General features: G+C 72.2%; 20 protein-coding genes. 9 read left to right on the top strand and 11 right to left on the bottom strand.

Annotation, left to right across the window (positions count from 1 at the left end; genetic code table 11):
* Positions 1–219 precede the first annotated feature (219 nt).
* The 4 genes from BOQ63_RS20105 to BOQ63_RS20090 all read left to right on the top strand — a co-directional run bounded on the left by BOQ63_RS20105 (position 220) and on the right by BOQ63_RS20090 (position 5830).
* Positions 220–1014, top strand: coding sequence for an isoprenyl transferase (locus BOQ63_RS20105; RefSeq protein WP_191093578.1), 795 nt, complete (start codon positions 220–222; stop codon positions 1012–1014).
* Between the two features lie 268 nt (positions 1015–1282).
* Positions 1283–2617: an RNA 5'-3' helicase PhoH2 gene (gene phoH2 / locus BOQ63_RS20100; protein ID WP_030286633.1), complete on the top strand. Its 1335-nt coding sequence runs from the start codon at positions 1283–1285 to the stop codon at positions 2615–2617.
* A 451-nt stretch (positions 2618–3068) separates the two neighbouring features.
* Complete coding sequence (locus BOQ63_RS20095; protein ID WP_030286635.1) at positions 3069–3809, top strand: aggregation-promoting factor C-terminal-like domain-containing protein; 741 nt, start codon at positions 3069–3071, stop codon at positions 3807–3809.
* Between the two features lie 527 nt (positions 3810–4336).
* The gene (locus BOQ63_RS20090; RefSeq protein WP_051747033.1) at positions 4337–5830 is read left to right on the top strand and encodes an AI-2E family transporter; all 1494 of its coding nucleotides are present in this window, start codon (positions 4337–4339) and stop codon (positions 5828–5830) included.
* Between the two features lie 66 nt (positions 5831–5896).
* Here the strand turns inward: BOQ63_RS20090 and BOQ63_RS20085 are convergent, their stop codons facing one another.
* From BOQ63_RS20085 to BOQ63_RS20070, 4 genes are all read right to left on the bottom strand, one after another.
* Positions 5897–7504 (bottom strand): alpha/beta hydrolase, encoded by a 1608-nt coding sequence (locus BOQ63_RS20085; protein WP_050366600.1) that lies wholly within the window; start codon positions 7502–7504, stop codon positions 5897–5899.
* Between the two features lie 11 nt (positions 7505–7515).
* Complete coding sequence (locus BOQ63_RS20080; RefSeq protein WP_072654724.1) at positions 7516–7896, bottom strand: hypothetical protein; 381 nt, start codon at positions 7894–7896, stop codon at positions 7516–7518.
* Between the two features lie 132 nt (positions 7897–8028).
* On the bottom strand, positions 8029–8571 hold the full coding sequence (locus BOQ63_RS20075) for an alkyl hydroperoxide reductase (RefSeq protein WP_030286643.1): 543 nt from the start codon (positions 8569–8571) through the stop codon (positions 8029–8031).
* A gap of 3 nt (positions 8572–8574) precedes the next feature.
* Positions 8575–9126, bottom strand: a complete 552-nt coding sequence (locus tag BOQ63_RS20070) for a peroxiredoxin (protein WP_030286645.1) — start codon at positions 9124–9126, stop codon at positions 8575–8577.
* A gap of 193 nt (positions 9127–9319) precedes the next feature.
* On the opposite strand from BOQ63_RS20070, the gene BOQ63_RS20065 reads away from it, so the two are divergent.
* Entirely contained in the window at positions 9320–10288 is a 969-nt protein-coding gene (locus BOQ63_RS20065) for a LysR substrate-binding domain-containing protein (protein ID WP_033347639.1), read from the top strand.
* 38 nt (positions 10289–10326) lie between these two features.
* On the opposite strand, the gene BOQ63_RS20060 is transcribed toward BOQ63_RS20065, so the two are convergent.
* Entirely contained in the window at positions 10327–10950 is a 624-nt protein-coding gene (locus BOQ63_RS20060; protein ID WP_072654723.1) for a TetR/AcrR family transcriptional regulator, read from the bottom strand.
* Between the two features lie 143 nt (positions 10951–11093).
* Here BOQ63_RS20060 and BOQ63_RS20055 point away from each other — a divergent pair, with 143 nt between their 5' ends.
* Positions 11094–13283: an MMPL family transporter gene (locus BOQ63_RS20055; protein WP_030286651.1), complete on the top strand. Its 2190-nt coding sequence runs from the start codon at positions 11094–11096 to the stop codon at positions 13281–13283.
* A gap of 100 nt (positions 13284–13383) precedes the next feature.
* On the opposite strand, the gene BOQ63_RS20050 is transcribed toward BOQ63_RS20055, so the two are convergent.
* From BOQ63_RS20050 to BOQ63_RS20040, 3 genes are all read right to left on the bottom strand, one after another.
* Positions 13384–15282: an ATP-binding SpoIIE family protein phosphatase gene (locus BOQ63_RS20050; RefSeq protein WP_051747035.1), complete on the bottom strand. Its 1899-nt coding sequence runs from the start codon at positions 15280–15282 to the stop codon at positions 13384–13386.
* 92 nt (positions 15283–15374) lie between these two features.
* Complete coding sequence (locus BOQ63_RS20045; RefSeq protein WP_223885988.1) at positions 15375–16139, bottom strand: class I SAM-dependent methyltransferase; 765 nt, start codon at positions 16137–16139, stop codon at positions 15375–15377.
* 484 nt (positions 16140–16623) lie between these two features.
* The gene (locus BOQ63_RS20040) at positions 16624–19587 is read right to left on the bottom strand and encodes an AfsR/SARP family transcriptional regulator (RefSeq protein ID WP_046385587.1); all 2964 of its coding nucleotides are present in this window, start codon (positions 19585–19587) and stop codon (positions 16624–16626) included.
* Between the two features lie 214 nt (positions 19588–19801).
* Here BOQ63_RS20040 and BOQ63_RS20035 point away from each other — a divergent pair, with 214 nt between their 5' ends.
* On the top strand, positions 19802–20074 hold the full coding sequence (locus BOQ63_RS20035) for a hypothetical protein (protein WP_030286659.1): 273 nt from the start codon (positions 19802–19804) through the stop codon (positions 20072–20074).
* Between the two features lie 235 nt (positions 20075–20309).
* Here BOQ63_RS20035 and BOQ63_RS20030 read toward each other — a convergent pair whose 3' ends face one another.
* Positions 20310–20528 (bottom strand): hypothetical protein, encoded by a 219-nt coding sequence (locus BOQ63_RS20030; RefSeq protein WP_046385588.1) that lies wholly within the window; start codon positions 20526–20528, stop codon positions 20310–20312.
* 136 nt (positions 20529–20664) lie between these two features.
* On the opposite strand from BOQ63_RS20030, the gene BOQ63_RS20025 reads away from it, so the two are divergent.
* Entirely contained in the window at positions 20665–21423 is a 759-nt protein-coding gene (locus BOQ63_RS20025) for a GntR family transcriptional regulator (RefSeq protein WP_030554326.1), read from the top strand.
* A gap of 265 nt (positions 21424–21688) precedes the next feature.
* Here the strand turns inward: BOQ63_RS20025 and BOQ63_RS20020 are convergent, their stop codons facing one another.
* Both BOQ63_RS20020 and BOQ63_RS20015 read right to left on the bottom strand, forming a co-directional pair.
* Positions 21689–23356, bottom strand: coding sequence for a fumarate hydratase (locus BOQ63_RS20020; RefSeq protein ID WP_033347644.1), 1668 nt, complete (start codon positions 23354–23356; stop codon positions 21689–21691).
* A gap of 89 nt (positions 23357–23445) precedes the next feature.
* A complete protein-coding gene (locus BOQ63_RS20015; protein ID WP_454130186.1) occupies positions 23446–24723 on the bottom strand; it encodes an RNA-guided endonuclease InsQ/TnpB family protein in 1278 nt (425 codons plus the stop codon).
* 153 nt (positions 24724–24876) lie between these two features.
* On the opposite strand from BOQ63_RS20015, the gene BOQ63_RS20010 reads away from it, so the two are divergent.
* The gene (locus BOQ63_RS20010) at positions 24877–25647 is read left to right on the top strand and encodes a DUF1707 SHOCT-like domain-containing protein (protein ID WP_223885987.1); all 771 of its coding nucleotides are present in this window, start codon (positions 24877–24879) and stop codon (positions 25645–25647) included.
* Positions 25648–25712 lie beyond the last annotated feature (65 nt).

The following is a 25712-nucleotide window of genomic DNA, read 5'->3' as shown; positions in this document are numbered from 1 at the left end:
GGCGACCGGCTTACGGCTCCCTTAAGGATTCGGAGACCGTTCCGTGTCCACGCCGGGCCCGCCGCCCGGCAGGCCGCGACACGCCCGTCGCGACAGACTTCGTACAGGACCGTGACCAGACCGCTACCTGGGGCTTTACCGTGCGCCTGCGCGCCGGAGTAGGCTGCGCCGGGGCGGTGACGCACCAGCCTGAACGAGCACGGAGGGGCCGGGAAAACCATGGGTCTGCGCGATGTCGCCGAACGGACGCCCGGGCTGCGCACCCTGTTGGGCGGGATGTACGGACTCTACGGCCGCCGGGTCGAGGTCCACCTCGCGCGCACCCCGCACCACATCGGCGTGATCCTGGACGGCAACCGCCGCTGGGCCAAGGCCACCGGCGGCTCCACCGCGTACGGCCACCAGCGCGGCGCCGACAAGATCAGCGAGTTCCTCGGCTGGTGCGACGAGACCCACGTCAAGGTCGTCACCCTGTGGATGCTCTCCACCGACAACCTGGACCGCCCGGCCGACGAGCTGGTCCCGCTGCTCGGCATCATCGAGGACGCCGTCACCGGCCTGGCCGCCGCCCGTCGCTGGAAGGTCAACCCGGTCGGCGCACTGGACCTGCTCCCGCAGCACACCGCCGACGTGCTCAAGCGCGCCGCCGAGGAGACCGCCGGGATCGACGGGATCACCGTCAACGTCGCGGTCGGCTACGGCGGCCGGCACGAGATCGCCGACGCCGTCCGCTCGCTGCTCCAGGAGCACGCCGGGCGCGGCACCCCGATCGAGGAACTCGCCGAGATCCTGACCGTCGAGCACATCTCCGAGCACCTCTACACCGCCAACCAGCCCGACCCGGACCTGATCATCCGCACCTCGGGCGAGCAGCGGCTGTCCGGATTCCTGCTCTGGCAGAGCGCCCACAGCGAGTTCTACTTCTGCGAGGCGTACTGGCCGGCCTTCCGCAAGGTCGACTTCCTGCGCGCGCTGCGCGCCTTCGAGCAGCGGAACCGGCGGATGGGCCTCTGACCCCTTGTCGGGCGCTCCTCCCGGGCGGCCCGGTGCGGCTCCGGTGCGGCTCCGGGGGTGCATCCGGTGGAATGACCGCCGTAGGCCTGGCCTACCCGGGCCGCGCGCGAGGCCAAACGTTCACCGGCAATGATCCGTCAGTTCGCCGGGGGCGCGAATGCACCGCTCCCCGCCTGGGAATACTCCAGTCAGTCCGGCCCCGAGGCCACCGGGGCAGCGGGGGCCGGCTTGCCGCGGATGACGCAGGGTCATCCGCTCTGGAGGCCTAGTGGTCAGTTCCAAGAGCCGCCGGACACCAGACCGGCGCACGTACGTTCTCGACACCAGCGTGCTCCTGGCGGACCCGCTCGCCATGACCCGCTTCGAGGAGCACGAGGTCGTCCTTCCGGTGGTGGTCGTCACCGAGTTGGAGGCCAAGCGGCACCACCCGGAGCTGGGCTACTTCGCCCGCCAGGCGCTGCGCCTGCTCGACGACTACCGCATCCGCCACGGCCGGCTCGACGAGCCGATCCCGGTCGGCGAGCTGGGCGGGACGATCCGGGTCGAGCTCAACCACTCGGACGTCTCGATACTGCCGGTCGGTTACCGGGCCGGTGGGGGCGAGGCGGACACCCGGATCCTGGCGGTCGCCCGCAACCTCCAGGCCGAGGGATACGACGTCACCGTCGTCTCCAAGGACCTCCCGCTGCGGATCAAGGCCAGCTCGGTGGGCCTGCTCGCCGAGGAGTACCGGGCCGAGCTGGCGATCACCTCCGGCTGGACGGGCATGTCCGAGCTGCACGTCGCGGCCGACCAGGTGGACGCGCTGTTCGCGGCCGGCCACGACGCCGCGGTGGACGTCGACGGGACGGACGAGCTGCCGGTGCACACCGGACTGGTGCTCACCTCGGAGCGGGGCAGGGCGCTCGGCCGGGTGACCGGTGACGGGCGGGTCCGGCTGGTGCGCGGCGAGCGCGAGGCGTTCGGGCTGCGCGGGCGCAGCGCCGAACAGCGGGTGGCGCTGGACCTGCTGCTCGACCCGGACATCGGCATCGTGTCGATGGGCGGCCGGGCGGGCACCGGGAAGTCGGCGCTGGCGCTGTGTGCGGGGCTGGAGGCGGTGCTGGAGCGGAGGCAGCACCGCAAGGTGATGGTCTTCCGGCCGCTGTACGCGGTCGGCGGCCAGGAACTCGGCTACCTGCCGGGCTCCGAGGCGGAGAAGATGGGCCCCTGGGCGCAGGCGGTCTTCGACACCCTCTCGGCGGTCACCACCCCGGACGTGATCGAGGAGGTCATCTCCCGCGGGATGCTGGAGGTGCTGCCGCTGACCCACATCCGGGGGCGCTCGCTGCACGACGCCTTCGTGATCGTGGACGAGGCCCAGTCCCTGGAGCGCAACGTCCTGCTGACGGTGCTGTCCCGGATCGGCCAGGGCTCGCGGGTGGTGCTCACCCACGACGTGGCGCAGCGGGACAACCTCCGGGTCGGCCGGTACGACGGCGTGGTGGCGGTGGTGGAGAAGCTGAAGGGGCATCCACTCTTCGCCCACATCACGCTCACCCGGTCGGAGCGTTCGCCGATCGCGGCGCTGGTCACGGAGATGCTGGAGGACATCCACCCGTGAACAGCCCCTGATCGGGTCATAGTAGGACAATAGGGTCAACTTGTGGCGCGGGGCCCGTTCCTGGCGGAGCGGGCCCCGTCCCTTTCATCACATCGAGTGCTTTCTGTCCGGAGAACTCCCGCGCGGTGAATGTGACATGCGCCACGCGGGCGGGAATTGCGTCGACAGTGCCCGGTGCGGCATGGTGAGGGTTCTGTCAGGCCCCGCGTACGGCGCGGCAGGGCTTCCGGACCCCGGAAGTCAGGCCCCGGAAGGTCCGCCAACTCCCGTCGGTGGACGCACAATTGAAGACCGATGAGCCGTACGCCGCCCGATTCCAACGCCCGGTCGCCTCACCTCGGCCGGACGCCGGGCCAGCACCTCCCGTGACCAGAGCACCGTGCGGAGGTCCGTGCCAAGGGGCATGTTGCGTCCGCACGGTCACGCGTGGGCGATGCTGGAAGGAATGCATGTGACTCGGATCTCGGTCCGGGGAGTTGCTGTGGCCTCCGCCACCGCCGTCACCGCTGTCGGTGCCGTCGTGGGTATGGCCTCGGGCAGCGAGGGCAAGACGACGCAGACGGTCGACGTCGCCGGCGCGACCCTGCTTGCCGAAGTCCCCTCTGGCGCCCAGGCGCAGACCGTCAGTGACAACATCGGCCAGCAGGCGTCCGCCCAGCAGGCCTCCGCCGACGCCGCCGCCAAGGCCGCCGCCGAGCAGAAGGCCGCCGAGGAGGCCGCGCGCCAGAAGGCCGCCGCGGACGCCCAGGCGAAGGCCGACGCCCAGGCCAAGGCCGACGCCGACAAGGCCGCCAAGGCCGCCGCCGACCAGCGCGCCGCCGATGCCGCCGCCGCCAACCGCTCCAAGTCGCGTTCGGCGATGGCCGCGGTGGACGACAGCGCTCCGGCCGTCTCGGTCAGCCCGGGTTCCGTCCAGGACATGGCCCGGCAGATCGTCGGCAACGACACCCAGTTCCAGTGCTTCAGCCAGATCGTGAAGCGTGAGAGCGGCTGGGACTACACCGCGACCAACAGCGGCTCCGGCGCCTACGGCCTGGTCCAGGCGCTGCCCGGCTCCAAGATGGCCTCGGCCGGTGCCGACTGGCGCACCAACCCGGCCACCCAGATCAAGTGGGGCCTCAGCTACATGAACAGCCGCTACGGAAGCCCCTGCGGTGCCTGGTCGTTCTGGCAGGCCCACAGCTGGTACTAAGGAACGTCCGAGGGCGCGGCGCCCCCGTGGGGCGCCGCACTCCGTACGGCCCCCGGCCACTCGTCCCGTTCGGCGAGCGGCCGGGGGTCGCGGCGTTTCCGGCCCGTCGCTCGGCCTGCCGGCAAAGGGCGGGCCGCGCCGCCCGGGCTGCGCTGACCAATGCGCCCACGGGCGGTGCGGTCCTGGGTGCGGACGCGGGGCGCGGGAAGGGGTCCTGGTTGCTTCCCGCACCGGCCGGTCCGCCGGCGGTTGGCTTGTTCGTCGCCGGATCGGCGTGAGTGGGACGACCGGGACGGCTGGGACGACCCGGTGGTCACGTTCGGACTCCTCCCCAGCAGTGCTTGGACGAAACCACCTGAAACCTGCCGTTTTGTCCCGGTTGGCGGAGGAAGTGATCGCGTCGAACCTCCCCGGCGGGCGGCCCGGCCCGACTGACGCCGGGTAGCGTCATCCCTGACGGCCGTGGCGGGACCCACGGCGTTACCGCCGGACCCGGCGGGTCCGGCGGGGAAGCGGTGGTAGCGAGGATGGCGCGGGGCGGAAAGGCCTTCAAGGCCGTGGCCAAGGGCATGGCCGTGGTGGCGAGCGCGGCCGCCGTGATCGAACGGCGCCGGCGTGCCGCGATGGCGGCCGACCCGCACGAGCTCCCCACCGAGGCACCCGGGCCGGTCCCGGTCCCGCGCACCGATCCCGCGCCCGCCCCCGCGCCGGTTGTCGCGTCGGTCGCCGCGTCGGCGGGCGAGGCGATGGCCGCCGGGGCGGTGGCCGAGCCCTCGGCACCCGTGCCCGCGGCGACGGCCCCGACGGCCCCGGCCGCCGCGCCGCCCGCCCCCGCCGCACACACCGCACACGCCGGACTCGGCCGGGAGTACCACCCCGGCCGGCCCGCCACCCCGGCCGAGGCGGTGCCGTGGGGCCTGCGGGTGGCCGCCGAGTCGACCTGGCGGCTGCTGCTGCTCGGTGCCGCCCTCTACGTCATCTTCTACGTCGTCGACATGCTGCGGCTGGTCGCCTTCTCGGTGCTGGCCTCACTGCTGATCAGCGCGCTGCTGGAGCCCTCGGTCTCCTGGCTGCGCCGGCGCGGGGTGCCGCGCTCGCTCGCGGCGGGCGGGGTGTTCCTCAGCGGTCTGGCCGGGATCGGGCTGGTCGGCTGGTTCGTGGTCTGGCAGGTGTCCACCAATCTGCCGGACGTCACCGCCCAGGTGAAGGACGGTGTCAACCAGCTGCGGGACTGGCTGATCACCGGGCCGCTGCACCTGACCCAGCAGCAGATCAAGGACTTCGCCGACCAGATCACCAAGGCGATCACCACCAACACCGATCAGCTCACCTCGGCCTCGATCACCGGCGCGCAGATCGCCGTCGAGATCCTGACGTCGCTGCTGATGACCTTCTTCACCACCTTCTTCCTCCTCTACGACGGGGAGCGGATCTGGAACTGGGCGCTGCGCGGCCTGCCCCGGCACTCCCGCTTCGCGATGGCCGGCGCCGGCCCGAAGGCCTGGGCGACGCTCACCGCGTACGTGCGCGGCACCGTCTGCGTGGCCTTCATCGACGCGGTCTGCATCGGCATCGGCATCGACCTGCTGGGCGTGCCGCTGGCCATGCCGCTGGCCGTGATCATCTTCCTCGGCGCCTTCGTCCCGCTGGTCGGTGCGCTGGTCACCGGAACGGTCGCGGTCCTGATCGCCCTGGTCACCCAGGGGCCGTGGACGGCCCTGATGGTGCTGGTCGTGCTGATCGCGGTGATGCAGGTGGAGAGCCACATCCTCCAGCCGCTCATCCTCGGCCGGGCCGTCCGGGTCCACCCGCTCGGCGTGGTCCTCGGCGTCGCGGCCGGCGGCATCATCGGCGGCATCGGCGGCGCGGTGGTCGCCGTCCCGCTGATCGCCGTCACCAACACCGTGGTCGGCCACCTGCGCCGCCGCAACGAGGCCGGCCAGGCTGTCTTCACCGCCCTCGAAGCCGCCCGCGAAACCGCCGAACGCACGGCGGCCGCCCAGCCGGCGGCAGCGGACTAGCGAAGCGCGGACGGCTCCCGCCGCCCGACGACCGCCCCGGCGTACGGCGGGGTGCCGGGGCGGATGTCAGTCGTGACGTCCGGCCGCTGTGGTGATCCGGCCGCCGTGGCCGCTGACGATCCGTCCGATGTTGTCGACCGAGGTGCGGTGTTCACCGGGGCCGTCGTCCCAGTAGGACGAGTGCGCCGTGAAGTCCGGGGACCCGCCGTCCACGGCGAAGCGATGGGCGCCGAAGCCGGAGCCGGCCGGATCGCGGGCGTACCAGCCGAGGTGCGAGATGTGGTCCCAGGAGGCGGCGCCGACGTAGGTGTGATCGGCCCCCACCGAGAGCTCGGAGGCGTGGAACGCACCGGTGCCGGGGCTGCCGACGAGGATGACGTCGTCGGCCGCGATGCCGGTCGGCCTCTTCGCGGCGAGGCCGACCAGGAGCGAACCGAAGCTGTGGCCCTCGGCCGTGACATGGGCCGGTGCGCCCTGGTGCGTGACGCGTTGTCCTTCGAGGAACCTGCGGTAGGCGTCGACGCCGCCCCGGGCGCGGCTCGCGTCGCAGGCTTCCGGGAAGCTGAGCGGCGCGTCGTACCCCAGCCAGGCGATGGATGCGGTGCTGCGGGTCGGGTCGGCGCGCCGGGCCGCGTCGTACACGGCCCTCGCCCGGTCCGCGTCACCGCCGCCGATGCGTTGAAGTGTGGTGCCCAGGCCGCCGACCAGGGACGTGACGTCCTGGGCGGTGTCGGGGTTCCCGAAGGAGATGATGCCGCGCCCCTGCCCTTCCCCACCGATGCCGAGCAGGAGGACCGGGGGCTCGGTTCCGTCGGTCCGGCGCAGCCGCTCGGCGATCCTGCGGTACCCGTTCAGCTTCAGGCTGTGGTGCGGGTCGGACGACGGCCAGCCCTTCTCGCACGCGGCGATGAGTTCCGGCAGGAGGATCCGGTTGGCCTGGTTCCGGACGACGGCGGGGACGCCGTCGCGGTTGCCGAGCAGGTCCGGATGCTCGTGGACGAGCCACTGCTGCCGGTCGGCGGGCAGTGCGTTCCACCAGGCGTTGACCTCGGCGGGCGGTGCGTCGGCCTTCGGGACGCTGCCGAGCAGCAGGTCGTCCGGGGTGAGGGCGGGGTCGAGCCGGTCCCTGACGGCGGAGGCGGAGTCGAGGCCCGTGCCGTCCTGGGCACGCCTGACGTAGTGCCGGAGCCGGGCGGCGAGGGCCTGGTCGACGGTTCCGGCCTCGGTCAGTGCGGTCGAGATGCGGATGGCGAGCGCTCCGGCGGTGCGCTCGCAGCTCTTCCGGTACTCGGGGTCGTGCTGGTCGGCGTAGCTGCCGGGCGGCCAGGAGACGGCGCCGTGAGCGTCGACCGACATACCGGCGGTCTGCGCGTCGGTCAGTGCCGTGCGCAGTGCGGACTGGGCGAGGGCCAGCGCGTCGGCTCCGGAGCGGATGCTCCTGCCGATCTGCCCGATCTCGCTGTGGGCGGCCCTCAGCTCGCCGGTGCTGCGGCGCAGTGCCGGGCGGGCCGCGTCGGCGCACGGCCCGGACCAGTCGGCTGCCGCGATGCGGCCGTCGACGCCGTCGCGCCACTCGTCCATGTGCTGTCCGAAGGAGCCGTGCAGCCTGTCGTAGGCGTCGGCAGCGGCGTACAGGTGGCTGAGGTCGGTGTCGCGCAGTGTGGCGAGGTCCACGCGGTCGCTCCCTAGCCGAAGTGCAGGACGAAGTTCTGCTTCTGCTGTGCGGTCGGGCCCGCCGGAACGGTCCGGGTGTCCGGGCCGAACGCCGTGCTGATCCGCTGGTCGGTGCTCCCGTAGCCGAGGCCCGCGTCGATCAGGCCCTGGCCCTGCCGGCCCAGCGTGGTGTGCAGGTCCGTCAGCAGGGTGTTCCAGACGTCGGTGCAGGTGCCGAGTGCGGTGCCGCACTGGAGTCCGGCCAGTCCGGCGGCGGACTGGTGCGAGACCTCGAGCAGTGTCTTGAGTTCGCCGGGGATCCGGCCGGCCGTCTCGACGGCGGTGCCGCCGGTCTGCCGGAGTTCGTCCGGGTCGGCACGGAAGCCCGCGCCGTTCTGCGGGTGGTCGGACACCGCGGGCCCCCTCGGACCGAATGTCGTGCACGGATCGCCACGCACTGTAGCGGAGTCGGCCACGCCCGGGTGCGGAAACGCCGACGGGCCCCTCCGCCCAGCGGAGGGGCCCGTCAGGGCGTGCGGGGTGCGTCAGGCGTTGCCGGCGGCGAGGGCGGCCTCGGAGTCGAGGACGCCGGCCACGGCCTGCAGCACGGCGGCGATCTTCAGCGAGGCCTGGATGACCTCGCGCTCGACGCCGGCCTTGCGCAGGACGGCCTCGTGCGAGTCGAGGCACTGGCCGCAGCCGTTGATGGCCGAGACCGCGAAGCACCAGAGCTCGAAGTCGACCTTCTCGACGCCCGGGGTGCCGATGATGTTCATCCGCAGACCGGCCCGCATCGTGCTGTACTCCTTGTCGGAGAGCAGGTGCAGCGTCCGGTAGTAGACGTTGTTCATCCCCATGATCGCGGCCGCGCCCTTGGCGGCGGTGTACGCCTCCGGGGAGAGGTTGGCCTTGGCCTCGGGCTCCAGCTCGCGCAGCAGGCCGGGGCTGCGGGTGGCCATCGCGCAGGACAGCACGGTGCCCCAGAGCTGCTGGGCGGGGAGGTCGGAGTTGCCGATGACCGAGCCCAGGTTGAGCTTGAGGTCCTTGGCGTAGTCCGGGAGGGCGGCCTTCAGGTCGTCGAGAGCCATGGGTCAGCCCGCCAGCAGGGCCTGGGCGTCGAGGGTGTCCTCGCCCTTGTTCCAGTTGCACGGGCACAGCTCGTCGGTCTGCAGGGCGTCCAGCACCCGCAGGACCTCCTTGGGGTTACGGCCGACGGAGCCGGCGGTCACCATGACGAACTGGATCTCGTTGTTCGGGTCGACGATGAACACGGCGCGCTGGGCGGTGCCGTCCTCGCCCTCGACGCCGCAGGCGCGCATCAGGTCGTGCTTGATGTCGGCCAGCATCGGGAAGGGCAGGTCGCGCAGGTCCTTGTGGTCCTTGCGCCAGGCGTGGTGCACGAACTCGGAGTCGCCGGAGACGCCGAGGATCTGGGCGTCACGGTCGGCGAACTCGTCGTTCAGCTTGCCGAACGCGGCGATCTCGGTGGGGCAGACGAAGGTGAAGTCCATCGGCCAGAAGAAGACGATCTTCCACTTGCCCTCGTAGGTCTTGTGGTCGATGTCGGCGAAGGCGCTCGCGGCGTCCAGGTCGACACAGGCCTTGAGGTCGAACTCGGGGAACTTGTCACCGATCGTGAGCACGTTCGCTACTCCAGAACATGAGACTGCGGGCAGTTTTGTCCGGATTCCGGACACGCCCAACAGTTCCACATCGTGGACTGATCAGGGAAATAGCTACACTTGATGTGTCTGATCGGAGATTGCTATCAGTACCGAACCGCCCACGTCCCGGCCCGGCCCCCGCAGGGGCGGCGCCGCCAAACCCGATCCCGCTGTGGGGAGCGCCACATCCCGCAGCCCGCGCACCCCGACCGTCGCCCAGCTCAGGGCCTTCGTCGCGGTGGCCGAGCACCGGCACTTCCGGGAGGCCGCCGCCGCGACCGGGACCAGCCAGCCCGCGCTGTCCGGGGCGGTCGCGGCTCTGGAGGAGTCGCTGGGCGCGCAGTTGGTCGAGCGTACGACGCGCAAGGTGATTGTCACTCCCCTGGGGGAGCGCGTGCACGAGCACGCGCGCCGGGTGCTCGCCTCGCTGCAGGCCCTCACCGAGGAGGTGGAGGCCGCCCGCCGCCCGTTCACCGGGCCGCTGCACCTCGGAGTGATCCCGACCGTCGCGCCGTACCTGCTGCCCACCGTGCTGCGGCTGGTCCGCGACCGCTTCCCCGCGCTGGAGCTGCACGTCCACGAGGAGCGCACCCCCTCGCTGCTCGAGGGCCTGGCCGCCGGGCGCCTGGACGTCCTGCTGCTGGCGCTCCCGGCCGGCGGGGCCTCGCCGACCCGCGACATCCCGCTGTTCGACGAGGACTTCGTCCTGGTCACCCCGCCCGGGCACCCGCTCGCCGGGCGGATCGACGTCCCGCGCGACGTGCTGCTCGACCTGGACGTGCTGCTGCTGGAGGAGGGTCACTGCCTGCGCGACCAGGCCCTCGACATCTGCCGCGAGGTCGGCGCCGACCCGGCCGGCTCCACCACCCGGGCGGCCGGCCTGTCCACCCTGGTCCAGCTCGTCGCCGGGGGCCTCGGGGTGACCCTGCTGCCCGCCACCGCGCTCGACGTGGAGGCCGGGCGCACCGACCGGCTGGCGGCCGTCCGCTTCGCCGCACCCGCGCCCGGCCGGCGGATCGGGCTGGCCACCCGCCCGGGGTCGGCCCGCAGCGCCGAGTACGAGCGCTTCGCGGCGGCGCTGCGCGAGGTGCTGGCAGAGCTGCCGGTCCGGATCGTCGACGGGGAGGGCGAGGGCCAGTAGGGCCGGGGGCCGCGGGGGCAGGGTGGCCGGGGCCGGGCCTACTGGCCTGCGGCCTCGCCGAGGCAGAGCCCGACCGTGGTCGCCACCAGGACGTCCAGTGCCGTCAGGGTCTCCGGGTCGGGTTGCTCGCCCGGATGGCGCCTGATGAGGTGGCGGGCCGTCAGGCCGTCGAAGCCGCTGAGGAAGTGAACGGCGATCCGGCCCGCGGGGGCGGCCAGGGTCAGCCCGTGGGCGGCCGCGAGGGCGCCGATCATCTCGCCGGCGGTGCCCTCGATCGCGCGCTGGAGCCCGAGCATGATCTCCCGCACGTCCGGATCGCGCATCGCCAGCGTCTCGAACTCGCTCAGCAGTACGCAGCGTCCGTCCTCGCCGGTGGCGGCCTCCCAGAGCGCGTGCACCAGGGTGCGGACCTGTTCGCCGAACGGGCCGTCGCCGGGGGAGGCGGCGCGCACCTGGCCGATGAACTGGGCGGCGACCTCCTCGACCACGGCGCGGTAGAGGTCCTTCTTGGTGCCGAAGGTGTAGTGCACCGTCGCCTGTGCCACGCCCAGCTCGGCCGCGATCGCGCGGGTGCTGGCGGCGGCGACCCCTTCCCGGGTCATCAGGTCGATCGCGGCCCGGACCAGCTGCGGTCGGCGTTCGGAGGCGGGGACATGAGCCATCCAGCCAGGGTAGCGCCATGGTCGGGCAACTGCGTCGACTGATTTTGTCGCCCAACTTTGTCACCTGACAAAGTTGGGTCTACCGTGGGAGAGGTTCGCTCAGGCACCCGCCTGTCCGCCGACCGCACGCGAGGGGTCAGACCTTGGCCACGTACCTGTACCGACTGGGCCGCCACTGCTTCCGGAGAAGGCGCGCCGTGCTGGCCGTCTGGATCGCCCTGCTGATCGCGATCGGCGGGGCCGCCGGCGCCTTCGCGGGCAGGACCAGCGACGAGTTCAAGGTCCCGGGCACCGAGGCGCAGGCCACCCTGGACCGGATCAAGGACACCTTCCCCGAGCAGGGCCACGGCTCCGCGCAGGTGGTCTTCGCCGCCCCGGCCCCCGGCGGCATCGCCTCGCCGGGGGCGACCCGGGCGATCGGGGAGGCCGTCGGCCGGATCGCCCACGTCCCCGGCGTGGCCGCGGTGCCCGACCCGTACGCCACCGGCGCAGTGTCCCCGGACGGCAAGGTCGCCATCGCGCTGGTCTCCTTCGACCACAAGCTCGCCGACGTCACCGACCAGCAGCGCGACGCCGTCAGGGCCGCCGCCGAACCGGCCCGCGCGGCCGGACTGGACGTGGCCTTCGGTGGCGACGCGTACAACCGGTTCGCGCAGATCGAGGGCGGCTCCGAGGCGATCGGCCTGATGGTGGCCGGGGTGGTGCTGGTGATCACCCTCGGCACCCTGGTGGCCGCCGGACTGCCGCTGCTGACCGCGCTGGTCGGCGTCGCGGCGGCGATGGCCGGACTGCTGGTGCTGACCGGCTCGTTCGAGATCATCACCACCGCGCCGGTGCTGGCGCTGATGGTCGGCCTCGCGGTCGGCATCGACTACGCGCTGTTCATCCTGTTCCGCTACCGCCGCCACCTGGACGAGGGCCTGGAGCCGGAGGAGTCCGCCGCCCGCGCCACCGCGACCGCCGGCAGCGCCGTCGTCTTCGCCGGCCTGACCGTGGTGGTGGCGCTCGCCGGGCTCGCCGTCGCCGGCGTCCCGTTCCTCACCGTGATGGGCCTGGCCGCCTCCGGCGCCGTCGTGGTGGCCGTCCTGGTCGCGATCACCCTGCTGCCCGCGGTGCTCGGCTTCACCGGTCGGGCGATCGACCGGCTGCCGATCTGGAAGCGGGCGCTGGCCACCCACGGCAAGGTCACCGCGGGCGAGCGCTGGGCCCGCTTCGTGGTCCGCCGCCCGCTGCCCGTCCTGCTGGTCGGCCTGGCCGGGCTCGGCGCCATGGCGGTGCCCGCCGCGAGCCTGGACCTCGGCCTGCCGGGCGGCGGCTCACAGGCCGTCGGCACCGACGGCCGCAAGGCGTACGACCTGGTCAGCGACAGTTTCGGCCCGGGCTTCAACGCGCCGCTGGTGGTCGTCGTGGACGCCCACGGCGCCCCGCGGCCGGAGCAGGCGGTGCAGGGCGTGGCGGGCAAGCTCCAGGGACTGGACGGCGTCCGGACCCTGCTGCCGCCGAAGGTCGACCGGGCCGGCGGCACCGCTCTGGTGCCGGTCATCCCGAAGACCGGCCCGGACGACGAGGCCACCAGGGCGCTGGTCGACGAGATCCGCGACCAGCGCGCCGGGATCGAGTCCGCGACCGGCGCGAGCATCGCCGTCACCGGCACCACCGCCGCCAACATCGACGTCTCCACCAAGCTCGGCCAGGCCCTGCCGCCGTTCGTCGCGGTGATCGTCGGCATCGCGCTGGTGCTGCTCGCGCTGGCCTTCCGCTCGGTGCTGGTGCCGCTCAAGGCAGTGCTGGGCTTCCTGCTCAGCATCCTGGCCTCGCTCGGCGCGGTGGTCGCGGTCTACCAGTGGGGCTGGCTGGACGGCCTGATCGACGTGCCCAAGGTCGGCCCGGTGGTCAGCTTCGTGCCGATCCTGCTGATCGGCGTGCTGTTCGGGCTGGCGATGGACTATGAGCTGTTCCTGGTCTCCGGGATGAAGGAGCAGTACGTCCACGGGGAGGCGCCGCGCGAGGCGGTCGTCGGCGGGGTGAAGGGCGGCGCCCGGGTGGTCACGGCGGCCGCGCTGATCATGATCTCGGTGTTCGGCGCCTTCGTGCTCGGCCACGACCCGATCGTCCAGCCGATCGGCTTCGCCCTCGCGGTGGGCGTGCTGGTGGACGCCTTCGTGGTGCGGATGGCCCTGGTGCCGGCCGCGATGGCGCTGTTCGGCAGGGCGGCCTGGTGGTTCCCCGGGCCGCTGGAGAAGGTCGTGCCGAAGGTCGACATGGAGGGCGAGCAGCTGATCGCCCGGCTGGAGGAGGAGCGGCGGGAGGCGAGGCAGCCCGCCGGGGTCTGAGGACCGGTCACCCACGCGCCCGGCGGGAGCACCTCCTGCCGGGCGCACGGCTGTCTCCCGGCCGGGGTGCCGGGTGTGCGGCTGCTTCCCGGCCGGAGGCCTACTTCACGGGCCGGACGGCGGCCGGGGGCAGTCGCTGCTCGAACCAGACCACCTTGCCGGTGCCCAGCCGGGTCGCGCCCCAGCGGTCCGCGCACCGGGCCACTATCTGCAGTCCGCGTCCGCGCTCGTCCTCCGGACCGGTACGGCGCGGGCGCGGCAGCAGCGGGCTGTCGTCACCGACCTCGCAGCGCAGCCGGGTGGTGCGCACCAGGCTGAGGGTGACCGGCCGGGTCGCGTGCTGGACGGCGTTGGTCACCAGCTCGCTGACCATCAGCTCGGTCGCCTCGCTCAGCTCGTCCAGGCCCCAGCGGCGCAGGGTGTGCGCGGCCAGCCGGCGCGCCCGGCCGGGCGTCTCGTTGCGCGGCTGCAGGTACCAGTGGGCGACGTCCCCGGCCGGGATGCCGTCGAAGCAGGCGCCCAGCAGGGCGATGTCGTCGCCGCGGTCCCCGGGCGGCAGGATCCGCAGCGCCTCCTGGCACAGCTGCTCGGGGGACTGCCGGCGGGCCGCCTCGATCCGCGCGCGGAGCACCTCCAGTCCGTCGCTGAGCGGGCGGGTGCGGGTCTCCACCAGGCCGTCGGTGAACAGCAGCAGGGCGGATCCGGGTGGCGCGGGCAGCTCGACGGAGGTGAAGTCCACGCCGCCGACCCCGATCGGCGCCCCGGAGTCCAGTTCCACCAACTCGGCCGTGCCGTCCGGGCGGACCAGCACCGGCGGGACGTGCCCGGCGTTGGCCAGCACCACCCGGTTGGCGATCGGGTCGTACACCGCGTACACGCAGGTGGCCAGGTGCTGTTCGCGGCCGAGCCGCTGGGCCTGCTCGTCCAGGTGGTACAGCACCTCGTGCGGCGGCAGGTCGAGCGCGGCCAGGGTCTGGGCGCTGGTGCGCAGTTGGCCCATGATGGCGGCCGAGGTGAGCGAGTGGCCCATCACGTCGCCGACGATCAGGGCGACCCGGTTGCCGGGCAGCGGCACCGCGTCGTACCAGTCGCCGCCGACCTGCGCGCCGCGCTCGCCGGGCAGGTAGCGCTGGGCGAGCCGGACGCCGTGCGACTGCGGCAGGCGCAACGGCAGCATGCTGCGCTGGAGTTCGTTGGCTATCTCCCACTCGCGGGCGTAGCGCAGCGCGGTGTCCACGGCCAGCCCGGCCTGGGTCGCCAGGTGCGCGGCGGTCGCGGTGTCGGCCGCGTCGAAGGCCGGGCGGCCGGTGCGTTCAGGGGGCCGGCGGATCAGCACCAGCAGACCGAGGACGGCCTTGCGGCCGCGCAGCGGCAGGGCCACGACCGAGGTGCCGGGGGCCAGCCGGGCCAGCCCGCGGGTGCCGTACAGCTCGCGCAGCAGCGCCTCGGTGCGCTCGGCGGCGGGCGTGCCGAGGACGGCCGACTCGGCGGGGCGGCGGCTGAGCAGGATGTGCGCCAGCGCGCCGCCGCGGGTGACCGGGACTGCCGGGCCGGTGTCGGCGGTCGAGCGGGAGCCGTACCGGGAACGGTGCCGGTCGTCCGCGCCGCTCTTGCGGCCGCTGCGGCCGATCCGGGTGCCGGTGCTGTGATGGATCCGCAGCTCCTCCGGGAAGCCGGGTTCGCGCTCGACGTTGGGCAGCGGGTCGCGCAGGTGGACGACGGCGGCGTCGGCGAGGGTCGGGACCAGCACCCGGCCGATGTTGCGCAGGGTCGCGGACAGGTCGAGGGCGCTGTTGATTCGCCGGGTCGCCGCGTCGAGGTAGGCGAGCCGGTCCGCCACCCCGTCCGACGCCCTGTCCGACGTCCCGTCCGCTGCTCCCGCGCGGTCCGGCCGTGCCGTCGGCGGCTTCGCCGGGGCCGCGGCCCGGGCCGGGAGCTGGCGGCGCTGGCCCGGGACGGCGGACGGCGGCTCCGCCTCGGTCTTGAGCTGGTCGCGCACGGCTGCCTGTCCTGGATTCGGTGTGGGCGGGAGGTGGGCTCGGGGTGAGCTCGGGGGGTGGGCTCGCTGAACTGGTCTGGTCCTCCGGTCGATCAGCCGACGCGTCGACAGCACAGGAACAGCTGTTCCTCCGGCGGCAGCGTGGTACTGGCCGGCGCGTACGGATGCCCCGAGCACTCCTCGACGGCGAAACCCGCGGCGACCAGAACCCGCTCCAGATCCTCCCTCAGATACCCACTGATCCGCAGCTCTGTGCCAAGGAACGGAAGCGGAACGTGATCCAGATCGGCCTCGACCATACCGAGGGCCAGCAGTCCGCCGGGGCGCAGGAGTTCGCGCAGCCGCCCGAGCACGGTCGGGATCTCGTCCTGCGGCAGCAGGATCAGGGAGAAGAACGCCGTGACGGCGGCGAAGGAGCCGTGGCCCGCAGGGCCCAGCGAGGGCGCGCCCCAGACCCGGTCCGCGCGCTCGGTGGCCAGATCGTACAGGTCGATCCGGTGGAACTCGGCCGGAATCGGGCCGGTGCTCCGGGACTGACGGGCCAGTGTGAGCATCACGTCCGAGAGGTCCACCGCGGTCACCCGCAGCCCGCCGGCGATCAGCTGGGGGAGGGTCGGCTCGCCGGTGCCGCAGCCCACGTCCAGCACCCGGGCACCCGGTTCGAGTGCGGCGAGCAGCCGCCGCCCGCACTCCAGCTGCCCGTCCTTGGCGGGAAACGCCTCACCGTAACCGGCCCCGATGGTGTCGAAGGCGACCGCCTGCAGGGCCCGTGCCGCCCGGCGTCGTCGCACGTCGGGCCCGTCGTCGCCGGCGTCCTCGCCGACCGGGAACGGGTCGGATATCTGTCCGGTCGTCACGTTGAGAGGCACCCTTCCACCCGTGGCCTCCGGTGGGCTCCTCCGCAGCCTCCTGGGCCGCTGCCGGTGGCGGTACGTCACGCTCCCCGCATCGCACGGACGGCCTGCACCCCGACACGTTGCCGGCGGGGCACTCGCGTGCGTACTGGCATCTGAGAATATGCGTGATCACTGCGCCATGGGGTCCCTTTCCAGCCAACTCGTCATACTTGGGCCGAAGTGGGCCGGGTAGGCGGAAGCACTCCGGTGCGGGCGGGGTGGTGCGCGCGGCGCCGCACGCCGCCCGGCGCGCCCAGGACAGTGGCGCTGACCTGCGGCTATACCGGTCCGCAAGCTGACAATCGGACGTTTATCGAACGTCAATCGGCTGGGTGCACAGTGGGGACCAGCGCCGGGGAAGCGTTGAGGGCGCTCCCGCAGCCGGGGGGCTGCGGGGGCGCCGACGCGCGGGTCGGGGGAGGTGCTCCGCAGGGGAGCGGAGGCCTCACGGCGCGGGGGGAGAGGAGAAGGGCTCGGTGTGCTGTCGGGAGATGAGGTCCGCCACGGGGGAGGCCTCCGGCACACCGAGCCGCGTGAAGATCGCGTGCGCCTCCTGCAGACAGGCCAGCCCACGGGCCGGCTGGGCCAGGGCGAGGAGCGCCTCGCCCAGGGCGGCGTTGGCCAGGCCCTGGCAGTAGGCGGAGTCCAACTCCTGGGCGATCGCCAGCGACTCACCGGCCGCCTCGGCCGCCTCGGTGGGCTGCCCGGCGACGAGCAGGGCGGAGGCGAGACGGGCCAGCGTGTAGCCCTCCCAGAGTGAGTTGCGCTGGGACTGGTAGAGCTGGTGGGCCTCCCGTAGGTGCGGGACGGCCTCGGCACCGGGGAGTACGACGCCCAGTTGGTAGAGGGTCTGAGCCAGCAGCGGGTCGTTCTTGGACTCCCGTGCGGCGGCAACACCCTCATCGGCGGACCGGATCGCCGTCTCGGTCATGCCGAGGCGGTGCTGCACCCGGGCCATGTTGCTGACGATCCGCGCTTCGAGGACAGGTGCGTCGACGGCCTGGCTGGTGGCCCGGGCCTGTTCGAGGAACAGAAGGGCCTCGGCCGGACGGTTGCCCACGTTCAGCATCACGCCCAGCATGTTGGCCGTGGCCAGGAGCAGGACGGTCGGGTTGTCCGGTGCCTGGTGGCCCAGACTCCGGCGGAACGACTGCTCGGCCCCCTGGAAGTCGCTGGTGACGGACTGCAGGGTGCCGCGGGCGAAGTACACCCCGGCGAGCGCGGCCGCATCGTCACGGTTCTGCGCGTCCTGGCCGATGGCCTCCAGGATCCGCAGCGCTCGGGGGCCGCGGGTCGGGTCCGGGTCGATGCTGATCAGGTAGTTCAGCAGGTCGACGGCAGCACGCTGAAGGGCGCCGGGACCGCTGGCGGCGGCCTCCACGGCGCTGAGCAGGAGGCCGCCCTCGGTGCGCAACCAGTCCTGGGCGATGTGGCTCGTGGGCAGGTCGAGCCCGGGGGAGGAGAGGGTGGTCAGCCGCTCGGGCAGTGGGTCGTCCGGCTCGATGATCTGGGCCGCGTTGCGGACGGTCGGGATCAGCAGGTCGAGCAGCCGCATCACCGCCCTTTCCTGCTCCCCGGTGTCGCCGATCCGCTCGTTCTGACGCTGGGCGTAGAGCCGGAGCAGGTCGTGGTAGCGGTAGCGCCCCGGGGTGAAGCACTCCAGCATGTTCGCCTCGACCAGCGCCTCGGCGAGGTCCTCGGCCGTGTGCTCGTCCACGCCGAGCAGGGCCGCGGCGGCGGCGAGTGGAATGTCGGGGGAGTCGATCAGGGCGAGCAGCCGAAAGGCGCGGGCCTCGTCCACGGACAGCTGTCCGTAGCCGAGCCCGATGGTGGTCTCCACGGCGAGGTTGCCGAGTTGGAGTTCGTCCAGGCGCCGCCGCTGGTCGGCTAACCGACTGGCCAGGTCGGAGACGCTCCAGCGGGGGCGGCTGGCCAGTCGGGCGGCGGCGATGCGGACGGCCAGCGGCAGGAAGCCACAGGCGGTGACGACCTTCATGGCCGCCTCCGGCTCGTTCGCGACGCGGTGATCGCCGACGATGGCCGAGAACAGCGCCAGTGCCTCGTCCGGGGTCAGTTCCTCGACGTCGAACAACTGGGCACCGGGGATGCCCGCCAGCCGGGAGCGGCTGGTGGCGAGCACCGCGCAGCCGGAGACCCCGGGGATCAGGGGCCGGATCTGGTCGGCGTCCCGTGCGTTGTCGAGCAGGATCAGCATCCGGCGGCTGGCCAGCAGGGACCGGTAGAGGGCGGCACGCTGTTCGAGCGAGTCGGGGTTCTCGGTGACGCCGAGCGCGTGCAGGAAGTCGCCCAGGACGACTGCCGGGTCGGCCGGGGAGGCGCCGGCTCCGCGCAGGTCGACGTACAACTGTCCGTCCGGGAATTCCGCGCGGACGCGATGGGCGACGTGCACCGCGAGCGTGGTCTTCCCGACCCCGCCGATGCCGGCCAGCGAGGTCACCACCACGGCCTGGCCGGTGGCGTTCATCAGGACGGCCGAGAGGTCACCCACCAGCTCCGAGCGTCCGCTGAAGTCTGATACGTCAGCCGGGAGTTGGGCCGGAGCCGGGGATGTGGCCAGGCCGTCGTCGCGGATGACGTGAACCGGCGCCGCCGGGACGGCGAGCGTCGGGTCGGCCGCCAGGATGCGGTTGTGCATCGAGGACAGGCCGACGCCCGGCTCGACTCCGAGTTCCTCGATGAGCAGCTTGCGGGTGTCGGTGTAGACGCCGAGCGCCTCGGCCTGACGACCGCAGCGGTACAGCGCCAGCATCAGCAGCTCGCGCAGGCGTTCTCTCAGCGGGTGCTCGGCGGTCAGGGTGTTGAGCTCGCCGACGATCTCGGCGTGCAGCCCGACGTCGAGGGCGGCCGCGCACAGCTCCTCGGAGGCGGCGACCTGGCGCTCGGCCAGCCGCAGCCGCTGGGCCTCGGCGTACGGGCCGGGGATGCCGGTGAGCGGACGGCCGCTGAACAGGTCCAGCGCCTGTGCCAGCAGCCGGTGCGCCTCGTTCTTGTCGCCCGAGGCGCGGGCCGCCGCGGCTTCGGCGGAAAGCCGCTCGAAGACCGACAGGTCGAGGGCCTCGCCCGGGATGCGCAGGGCGTAGCCGTCGGCGACCGAGACCAGGAGCTCGGCAGGACGTCGGACCTCGCGCCGAGGCTCGATGACGGAGCGCAGCCGGGAGACGTAGGTGCGGAGTGCGGCCACCGCCTGGGCGGGGGGTCGATCGCCCCAGAGCGCGTCGACGAGGTCCTGCGTGGTGACCGGGCGCCCGGAATGCAGCAGAAGGGTGGTCAGAACGGCCTGCTGCTGGGGGGAACCGAGGGAGAGCGGCTCGCCGTCGAGCCAGGCCTGGACCGGACCGAGGACTTGGAAGCGCAGCGCAGGGGCCTGCGGCGTCTCCCGAAACTCCATGAAGTCCCCCGATGGCCTGTGGTGTCGATTCCGTGAAAGGGCGCTCGGCGGTCCGCCGCGGTGCTTCAGCTTAGGCGGACGCCCGACTCTGCCGGACGGCACCGCAAGCCGCACGATGTTTATCGGACATTTAATCAACCCTACGATACTGTCCGCGCGCCCGCGCCACGGAGGTCGGGCTGAACACATTTGATGACCGAAAGGCGGCCGCCCAATGGCCAATGACCAGAGCGAGACCCCGGTTCCGTCGACGCCCGGGAACGCGGCGCAGACCGGTGCCCCGGCCGCCGCTGTGGAGGCGGGCAAGGCTGTCGAGGGCGCGGTCACCGCGTCCTCGAACCCGGCCGGATACACCGCGCCGACCGACGCCGACAAGACCGCGTTCGAGAACGGCTCGTTCGGTGACGAGGGTGAGTACATAAACGAGCCGGCCGGTGAGCCGGGCGGTCCGCTCAAGCCGGAGAGCGTCGTCGGCGGCCACCCGTAAGCAGCCCTTCGCCCAGTGCCCCCTGCCCCCGTCCGGGCACGGGGGCACTGTCGTGATGTGCGCGCCAATTCGTGTGCGGGTCCCTCGGTGGCCGATTCCCGCCCTCGCTGCACGCATGGTGACCGGGGCGGTCCGTAACGTGCGCGGCGGCGCCTCCGAAGCGTTCCGGAATTCCGGATTCACCGGGGGGATTACGGGTGCCCGAATGCCATGGTTTGCGTGGGTTTCGCCGCAATTACCGGGGCTGAAGGCATTCAGTCGAATCGCGGGGCTCGGGGGCCGGTGAGACGTGATGGGGTTCGGCGGTCCACTCGCGACCGCCGTGCTCGGGGCGCAGGTAGTGCTCGCCGCCGATGGTGTCCATGTAGATGCCGGTGCGTCCGGTCCTGCGGTCGAGGACGAGTTCACCCGCGTGGGGCCGGTAGGCCGGGGCGTTGCGCTGTCGGATGGTCACCGCACTGCTCCTTCGCTCCGTCAGCGACTGGCAGACATCTCTAGAGAAGCTAATATCTCTAGAGATGTCAACGGTCGTATCTCCTTACCGGCGACCGCGGGCGCGCCTACGATTGTCCGAGGGAGAGGGAGCGGCGATGACCGGCAGCAGTGGCGACAAGCAGCCCAAGTACCAGCGGATCGCCGACTCCCTGAAGGCGGCCATCGACACCGGCCGCTACCGCGCGGGCGACCGGCTCCCCGGCGAGAACGACCTCATGGACGAGTACGGCGTGGCCCGGATGACGGCCCGCCAGGCGCTGGGCGTGCTGCAGAGCGAGGGCATCGCGGAGGCGCGCAGGGGCGCCGGGGTGTTCGTCCGGGACTTCCGTCCGCTGCGCCGGCGCGGCATCCAGCGGCTGGCGCAGGGGCAGTGGGGCTCCGGCCGGTCGATATGGTCGGCGGACATCGACAACCGCAGCCTGGTGGTCGACCAGGTGTCCGTCACCGAACAAGGCGCGCCCGATCACGTGGCCGGGGTGCTCGGCGTGGAACCGGGCGTCCCGATGTGCGTGCGGCACCGCCGCTTCGTCCTGGACGGCAAGCCGGTGCTGCTCTCCACCTCCTACCTGCCGGCCGTCCTGGTCGCCGGCACCGCGATCACCCGCGAGGACACCGGCCCCGGCGGCACCTACGCCCGGCTGGCCGAGATCGGCGCCAAGCCCGTCCACTTCCGCGAGGAGGTCCGCTCCCGGATGCCCGCCGCCGAGGAGGCCGCCCGCCTCGAACTCTCCGCCGGCACCCCGGTCATCCTGATCTGCCGCACCGCCTTCGCCGACGAGGGCCAGGTCGTCGAACTCAACGAGATGATCCTCGACGCCGCCTCCTACGTCCTGGAGTACGGCTTCGACGCCTGAGCGTCGCGGTGCTCGTCAGGCAGCGGTCGGTCGACGAACGTCCTGCTCGCGCAGCTCATTGACGACCCGGCGACGGTGGCGAAGTCGTCTAGATGCAGGACCGCCATGTCGTGGTGGACGGCGGCGCCGGCCAGCGGTAGGCCTGCCGGACCGGCCGCCTCGGCCATCAACGGTCCCCACTTCTGAGCTGCAGCGAGCAGACGGAACCGCCCCGGCCGCAGGGCGGCCGGGGCGGTTCGGGGGCGCACAGGGGCGTTCCTCCCGACTACTCCTTGGAGCGGATCCGCAGGTTGGTGATCAGCGGGCCCTCGGTCGTCTCGCGGAAGAAGTCGTTGCCCTTGTCGTCGACGACGATGAAGGCCGGGAAGTCCTCGACCTCGATGCGCCAGACGGCCTCCATGCCGAGCTCGGCGTACTCCAGCACCTCGACCTTCTTGATGCAGTCCTGGGCGAGGCGGGCCGCGGGGCCGCCGATGGAGCCGAGGTAGAAGCCGCCGTGCGCGGCGCAGGCGTCGGTGACCTGCTTGCTGCGGTTGCCCTTGGCGAGCATGACCATGGAGCCGCCGGCGGCCTGGAACTGGTCGACGTAGGAGTCCATCCGGCCGGCCGTGGTGGGGCCGAAGGAGCCGGAGGCGTAGCCCTCGGGGGTCTTGGCCGGGCCGGCGTAGTAGACCGGGTGGTCCTGGAGGTACTTGGGCATGCCCTCGCCGGCGTCCAGACGCTCCTTGATCTTGGCGTGGGCGATGTCGCGGGCGACGACGAGGGTGCCGGTGAGCGAGAGCCGGGTCTTGACCGGGTACTTGGACAGCTCGGCGCGGATCGCGGACATCGGCTGGTTGAGGTCGACGCGCACCACGTCGTCGTCGAGGTGCTCATCGGTTGTGTCCGGCAGGTACTTCGCCGGGTCGGTCTCCAGCTGCTCCAGGAACACGCCCTCGGCGGTGATCTTGCCGAGCGCCTGGCGGTCGGCGGAGCAGGAGACGGCCATCGCGACCGGCAGCGAGGCGCCGTGGCGGGGCAGTCGGACCACGCGCACGTCGTGGCAGAAGTACTTGCCGCCGAACTGGGCGCCGATGCCGATCTTCTGGGTCAGCTCGGTGACCTTGGCCTCCAGCTCCAGGTCCCGGAAGCCGTGGCCGGTCCTGGCGTTGCCGGAGGTCGGCAGGTTGTCCAGGTAGTGCGCCGAGGCGTACTTGGCGGTCTTGAGCGCGAACTCGGCGCTGGTGCCGCCGATCACGATGGCCAGGTGGTACGGCGGGCAGGCGGCGGTGCCGAGCGAGCGGATCTTCTGCTCCAGGAACGAGAGCATGCTCGCCTCGTTCAGGATGGCCTTGGTCTCCTGGTACAGGTACGACTTGTTGGCGGAGCCGCCGCCCTTGGCCATGAACAGGAACTTGTACGCGTCGCCGTCGGTGGCGTACAGCTCGATCTGGGCGGGCAGGTTGTTGCCGGTGTTCTTCTCGTCCCACATGGTGACCGGGGCCATCTGCGAGTAGCGCAGGTTGAGCTTGGTGTACGCGTCGTACACGCCGCGCGCGATGGCGGACTCGTCCGCGCCGGAGGTCAGCACGTTCTGGCCGCGCTTGCCCATGACGATCGCGGTGCCGGTGTCCTGGCACATCGGCAGGATGCCGCCGGCCGAGATGTTGACGTTCTTCAGCAGGTCGAGCGCGACGAAGCGGTCGTTCGGGCTGGCCTCCGGGTCGTCCAGGATGCGGCGCAGCTGGGCGAGGTGCGCGGGGCGCAGGTAGTGCGAGATGTCGTGCATCGCCTCGGCCGTGAGCAGGCGCAGCGCCTCGGGCTCGACCTGGAGGAAGGTGCGGCCGCCGGCCTCGAAGGTGGAGACACCCTCGGACGTGAGCTTGCGGTACGGGGTCGGGTCAGCGCCCAGGGGGAGCAGGTCGCTGTACTCGAAGTCTGGCGTGGGAGCCATCGGGGCGGTCCTTAGGTGTCCAGTGGTCCGGCTGCGTCGGCGAAGCACCATCCAGGGTAAGACCCGGTCGTGGCGGGCATGCGGACAGGTCAGCCTTGCTTGAGTGCTCCCCCAGTCGAAGGCGGGGGTCCGCCTTCGACTGGGGGATGCGTGGCTCGTGCTGCGTGGTCGCCCTGCGGGTGACCACGTCCTACGCACTCAACGCCAGCCGGGTTCAGACCTGCCCGGTGGAGCATTACGTGGGCGGAGCTCTTGTCCCTCGGGGAGGAGACTCCGCCCGCGGTGCAGTTGTAGGTGCGCATCCCCAGCGGCAGTGCGTGCCTGGCTCTCGCTCCGCAGTGCGCGCAGTCCATCGTGGTGTGCGCGGGGTGGACCAGGTGCACGGCCCTGCCGTGCTTGCGGCCCATTTCGATCAGGGCCGTCTTCGTTGCGCCGATGGCAGCGGCAGCGGCCTTCCTGGCCATGGAGGTCTTGGCGAGGAACTTCGGTCGGAAGTCCTCTACTGCTATGTGGTCGTGGTCCCGGACGACGGTCTTGGCCCACTTACGGGCGGTGTCCTGGCGCTGTCGGGCGACCTTCTTGTGCAGTTTCGCGGCCCGCCGTCGCGCCTTGCGGTAGCCCTTGGACTGGGCCCTTCCCTTCGGCCGTTCGCGGCGTTTCATCTGCCGCTGGTACTTCGCGAGCCGTTGCGCGGCCTTCTTGCCGTGCTCGGAATGCGGGAGGTCATGTGCGTCGGACGTGGTGGTTGCGATCTCCCTGACGCCCCAGTCGATGCCGATCACCACTCCCGTAGCGGGCAGCGGTTCGACGGTCGACGGGACGACGAACGAGGCGCACCAATGGCCCAGGGCGTCCTGGTATACACGTACCGATGACGGCTCGGCGGGCAGTTCCCGCGACCACACCACCGTCAGGACGATCCCGCCCGCGAGGTGCAGGCGGCCGTCCTTGAGGCGGAAGCCGCGCCGGGTGTAGGTCAAGCTCGGCAGGGCCTCACGCTTCTTCTTCGGCTTCGGCATGCCCGCCCGGCGGTGCACCGGCAGCCGGTCCCTGGTGTCCTTCTGCGCCTTCGCACGGGACTTTGCGAAGTCCCGGATGATCTGCTGCTGCGGTACCGAAGCGCCCTCGCGCATCCACCCCATGGCGGCGCGGGCCTCGGTCAGCATCTTGTCCAGCTCCGCCGGCCCACAAGTCACCTTCGGCGCGCCATCGGGCCGGGTGCGGTTGGCGATGTGCTGCTGCCGGGACTTGGCCACACACTCGTTCCACACCCACCGACACCTGCCCCACTCTGCTTCGAGCGCGGCGCGGGCGGTGGCGGACACGCGCAGGCGGTGGGTGTACCGGGCATGCCCGGTATCCTCCATGGTCTCCTGCCGCGTTTCCATCATGTCCTCACAGCCGCGTGATCCGCTTTGCTCTCGGGCTTCCCTAAGGCTTGCACACGGGACTGACACATCTTCCGGTTGTCAGGTGACGGGGCTCACTCGGGCTGGAATGCGAACGACTAGGCTTGGCCCGTGGAGAACTCGCCGTCGCAGGACGACCCGGGGCAGCCGCCGGTGCCGGTGCCCGTGCCCCTGAGCAAGCCCGAACTCGAGCCCCGCTCCGGGCCCGTGGCCGCACCGCGGCCGTCGACCGCCCCGGTGGCGGACGCGGAGATGCGGGTCTCCGACGCCGACCGCGAGCGGATCGCGGAACTGCTGCGGGACGCCTACGCGGAGGGGCGTCTGGACGCGGAGGAGCACGCGGAGCGGATCGAGGCCGCGTACGCCGCCAAGACCTTCGGCGACCTGGTCCCGTTGACCAGGGATCTGCCCGCCCACCGCTCGGTGTCCTTCGACAAGCCGCCGCTGGGCGCCCAGGAGCCCGCCCCGGCGCCGGCCAGGCCGCTGCCGCCCGCGCGGCAGGAGGCACCGTCCGTGGTGGCGATCTTCGGTGGCGCGGCCCGCAAGGGCCGTTGGCGGGTCGGCTCGCACCTGTCCGCCTTCACGGCGTTCGGCGGGGTGGACATCGACCTCACGGACGCCGTGTTCGAGTCCCCCGAGGTGGAGATCACGGTGACCGCGATCTTCGGCGGGGTGGAGATCCGGGTGCCGGAGAACGTGAGCCTGATCGGCTCGGGGGTCGGCATCTTCGGCGGCTTCGACGTCCGCGAGCAGACCGTGGCGGACCCGTACGCTCCGGTCGTGCGGGTCAAGGGCGTTGCCCTGTTCGGAGGTTGCAACGCCAAGCCGCGCCGGGGCAAGAAGCTCAGGGAGTGGGTGCGCAAGCAACTCGGTACGGAATAGTCCGAATTGACCTGTCGAGTGCCCGGCCGTGGATCAACTCCCGGTCGGGCACTCGGCGTTGTGTC

The sequence above is a fragment of the Streptomyces viridifaciens genome, from assembly GCF_001888885.2.
Taxonomy (GTDB): domain Bacteria; phylum Actinomycetota; class Actinomycetes; order Streptomycetales; family Streptomycetaceae; genus Kitasatospora; species Kitasatospora aureofaciens.
The sequence above is the reverse complement of the archived record's forward strand: the minus strand, read 5'-3'. Positions and strand labels throughout refer to the sequence as shown.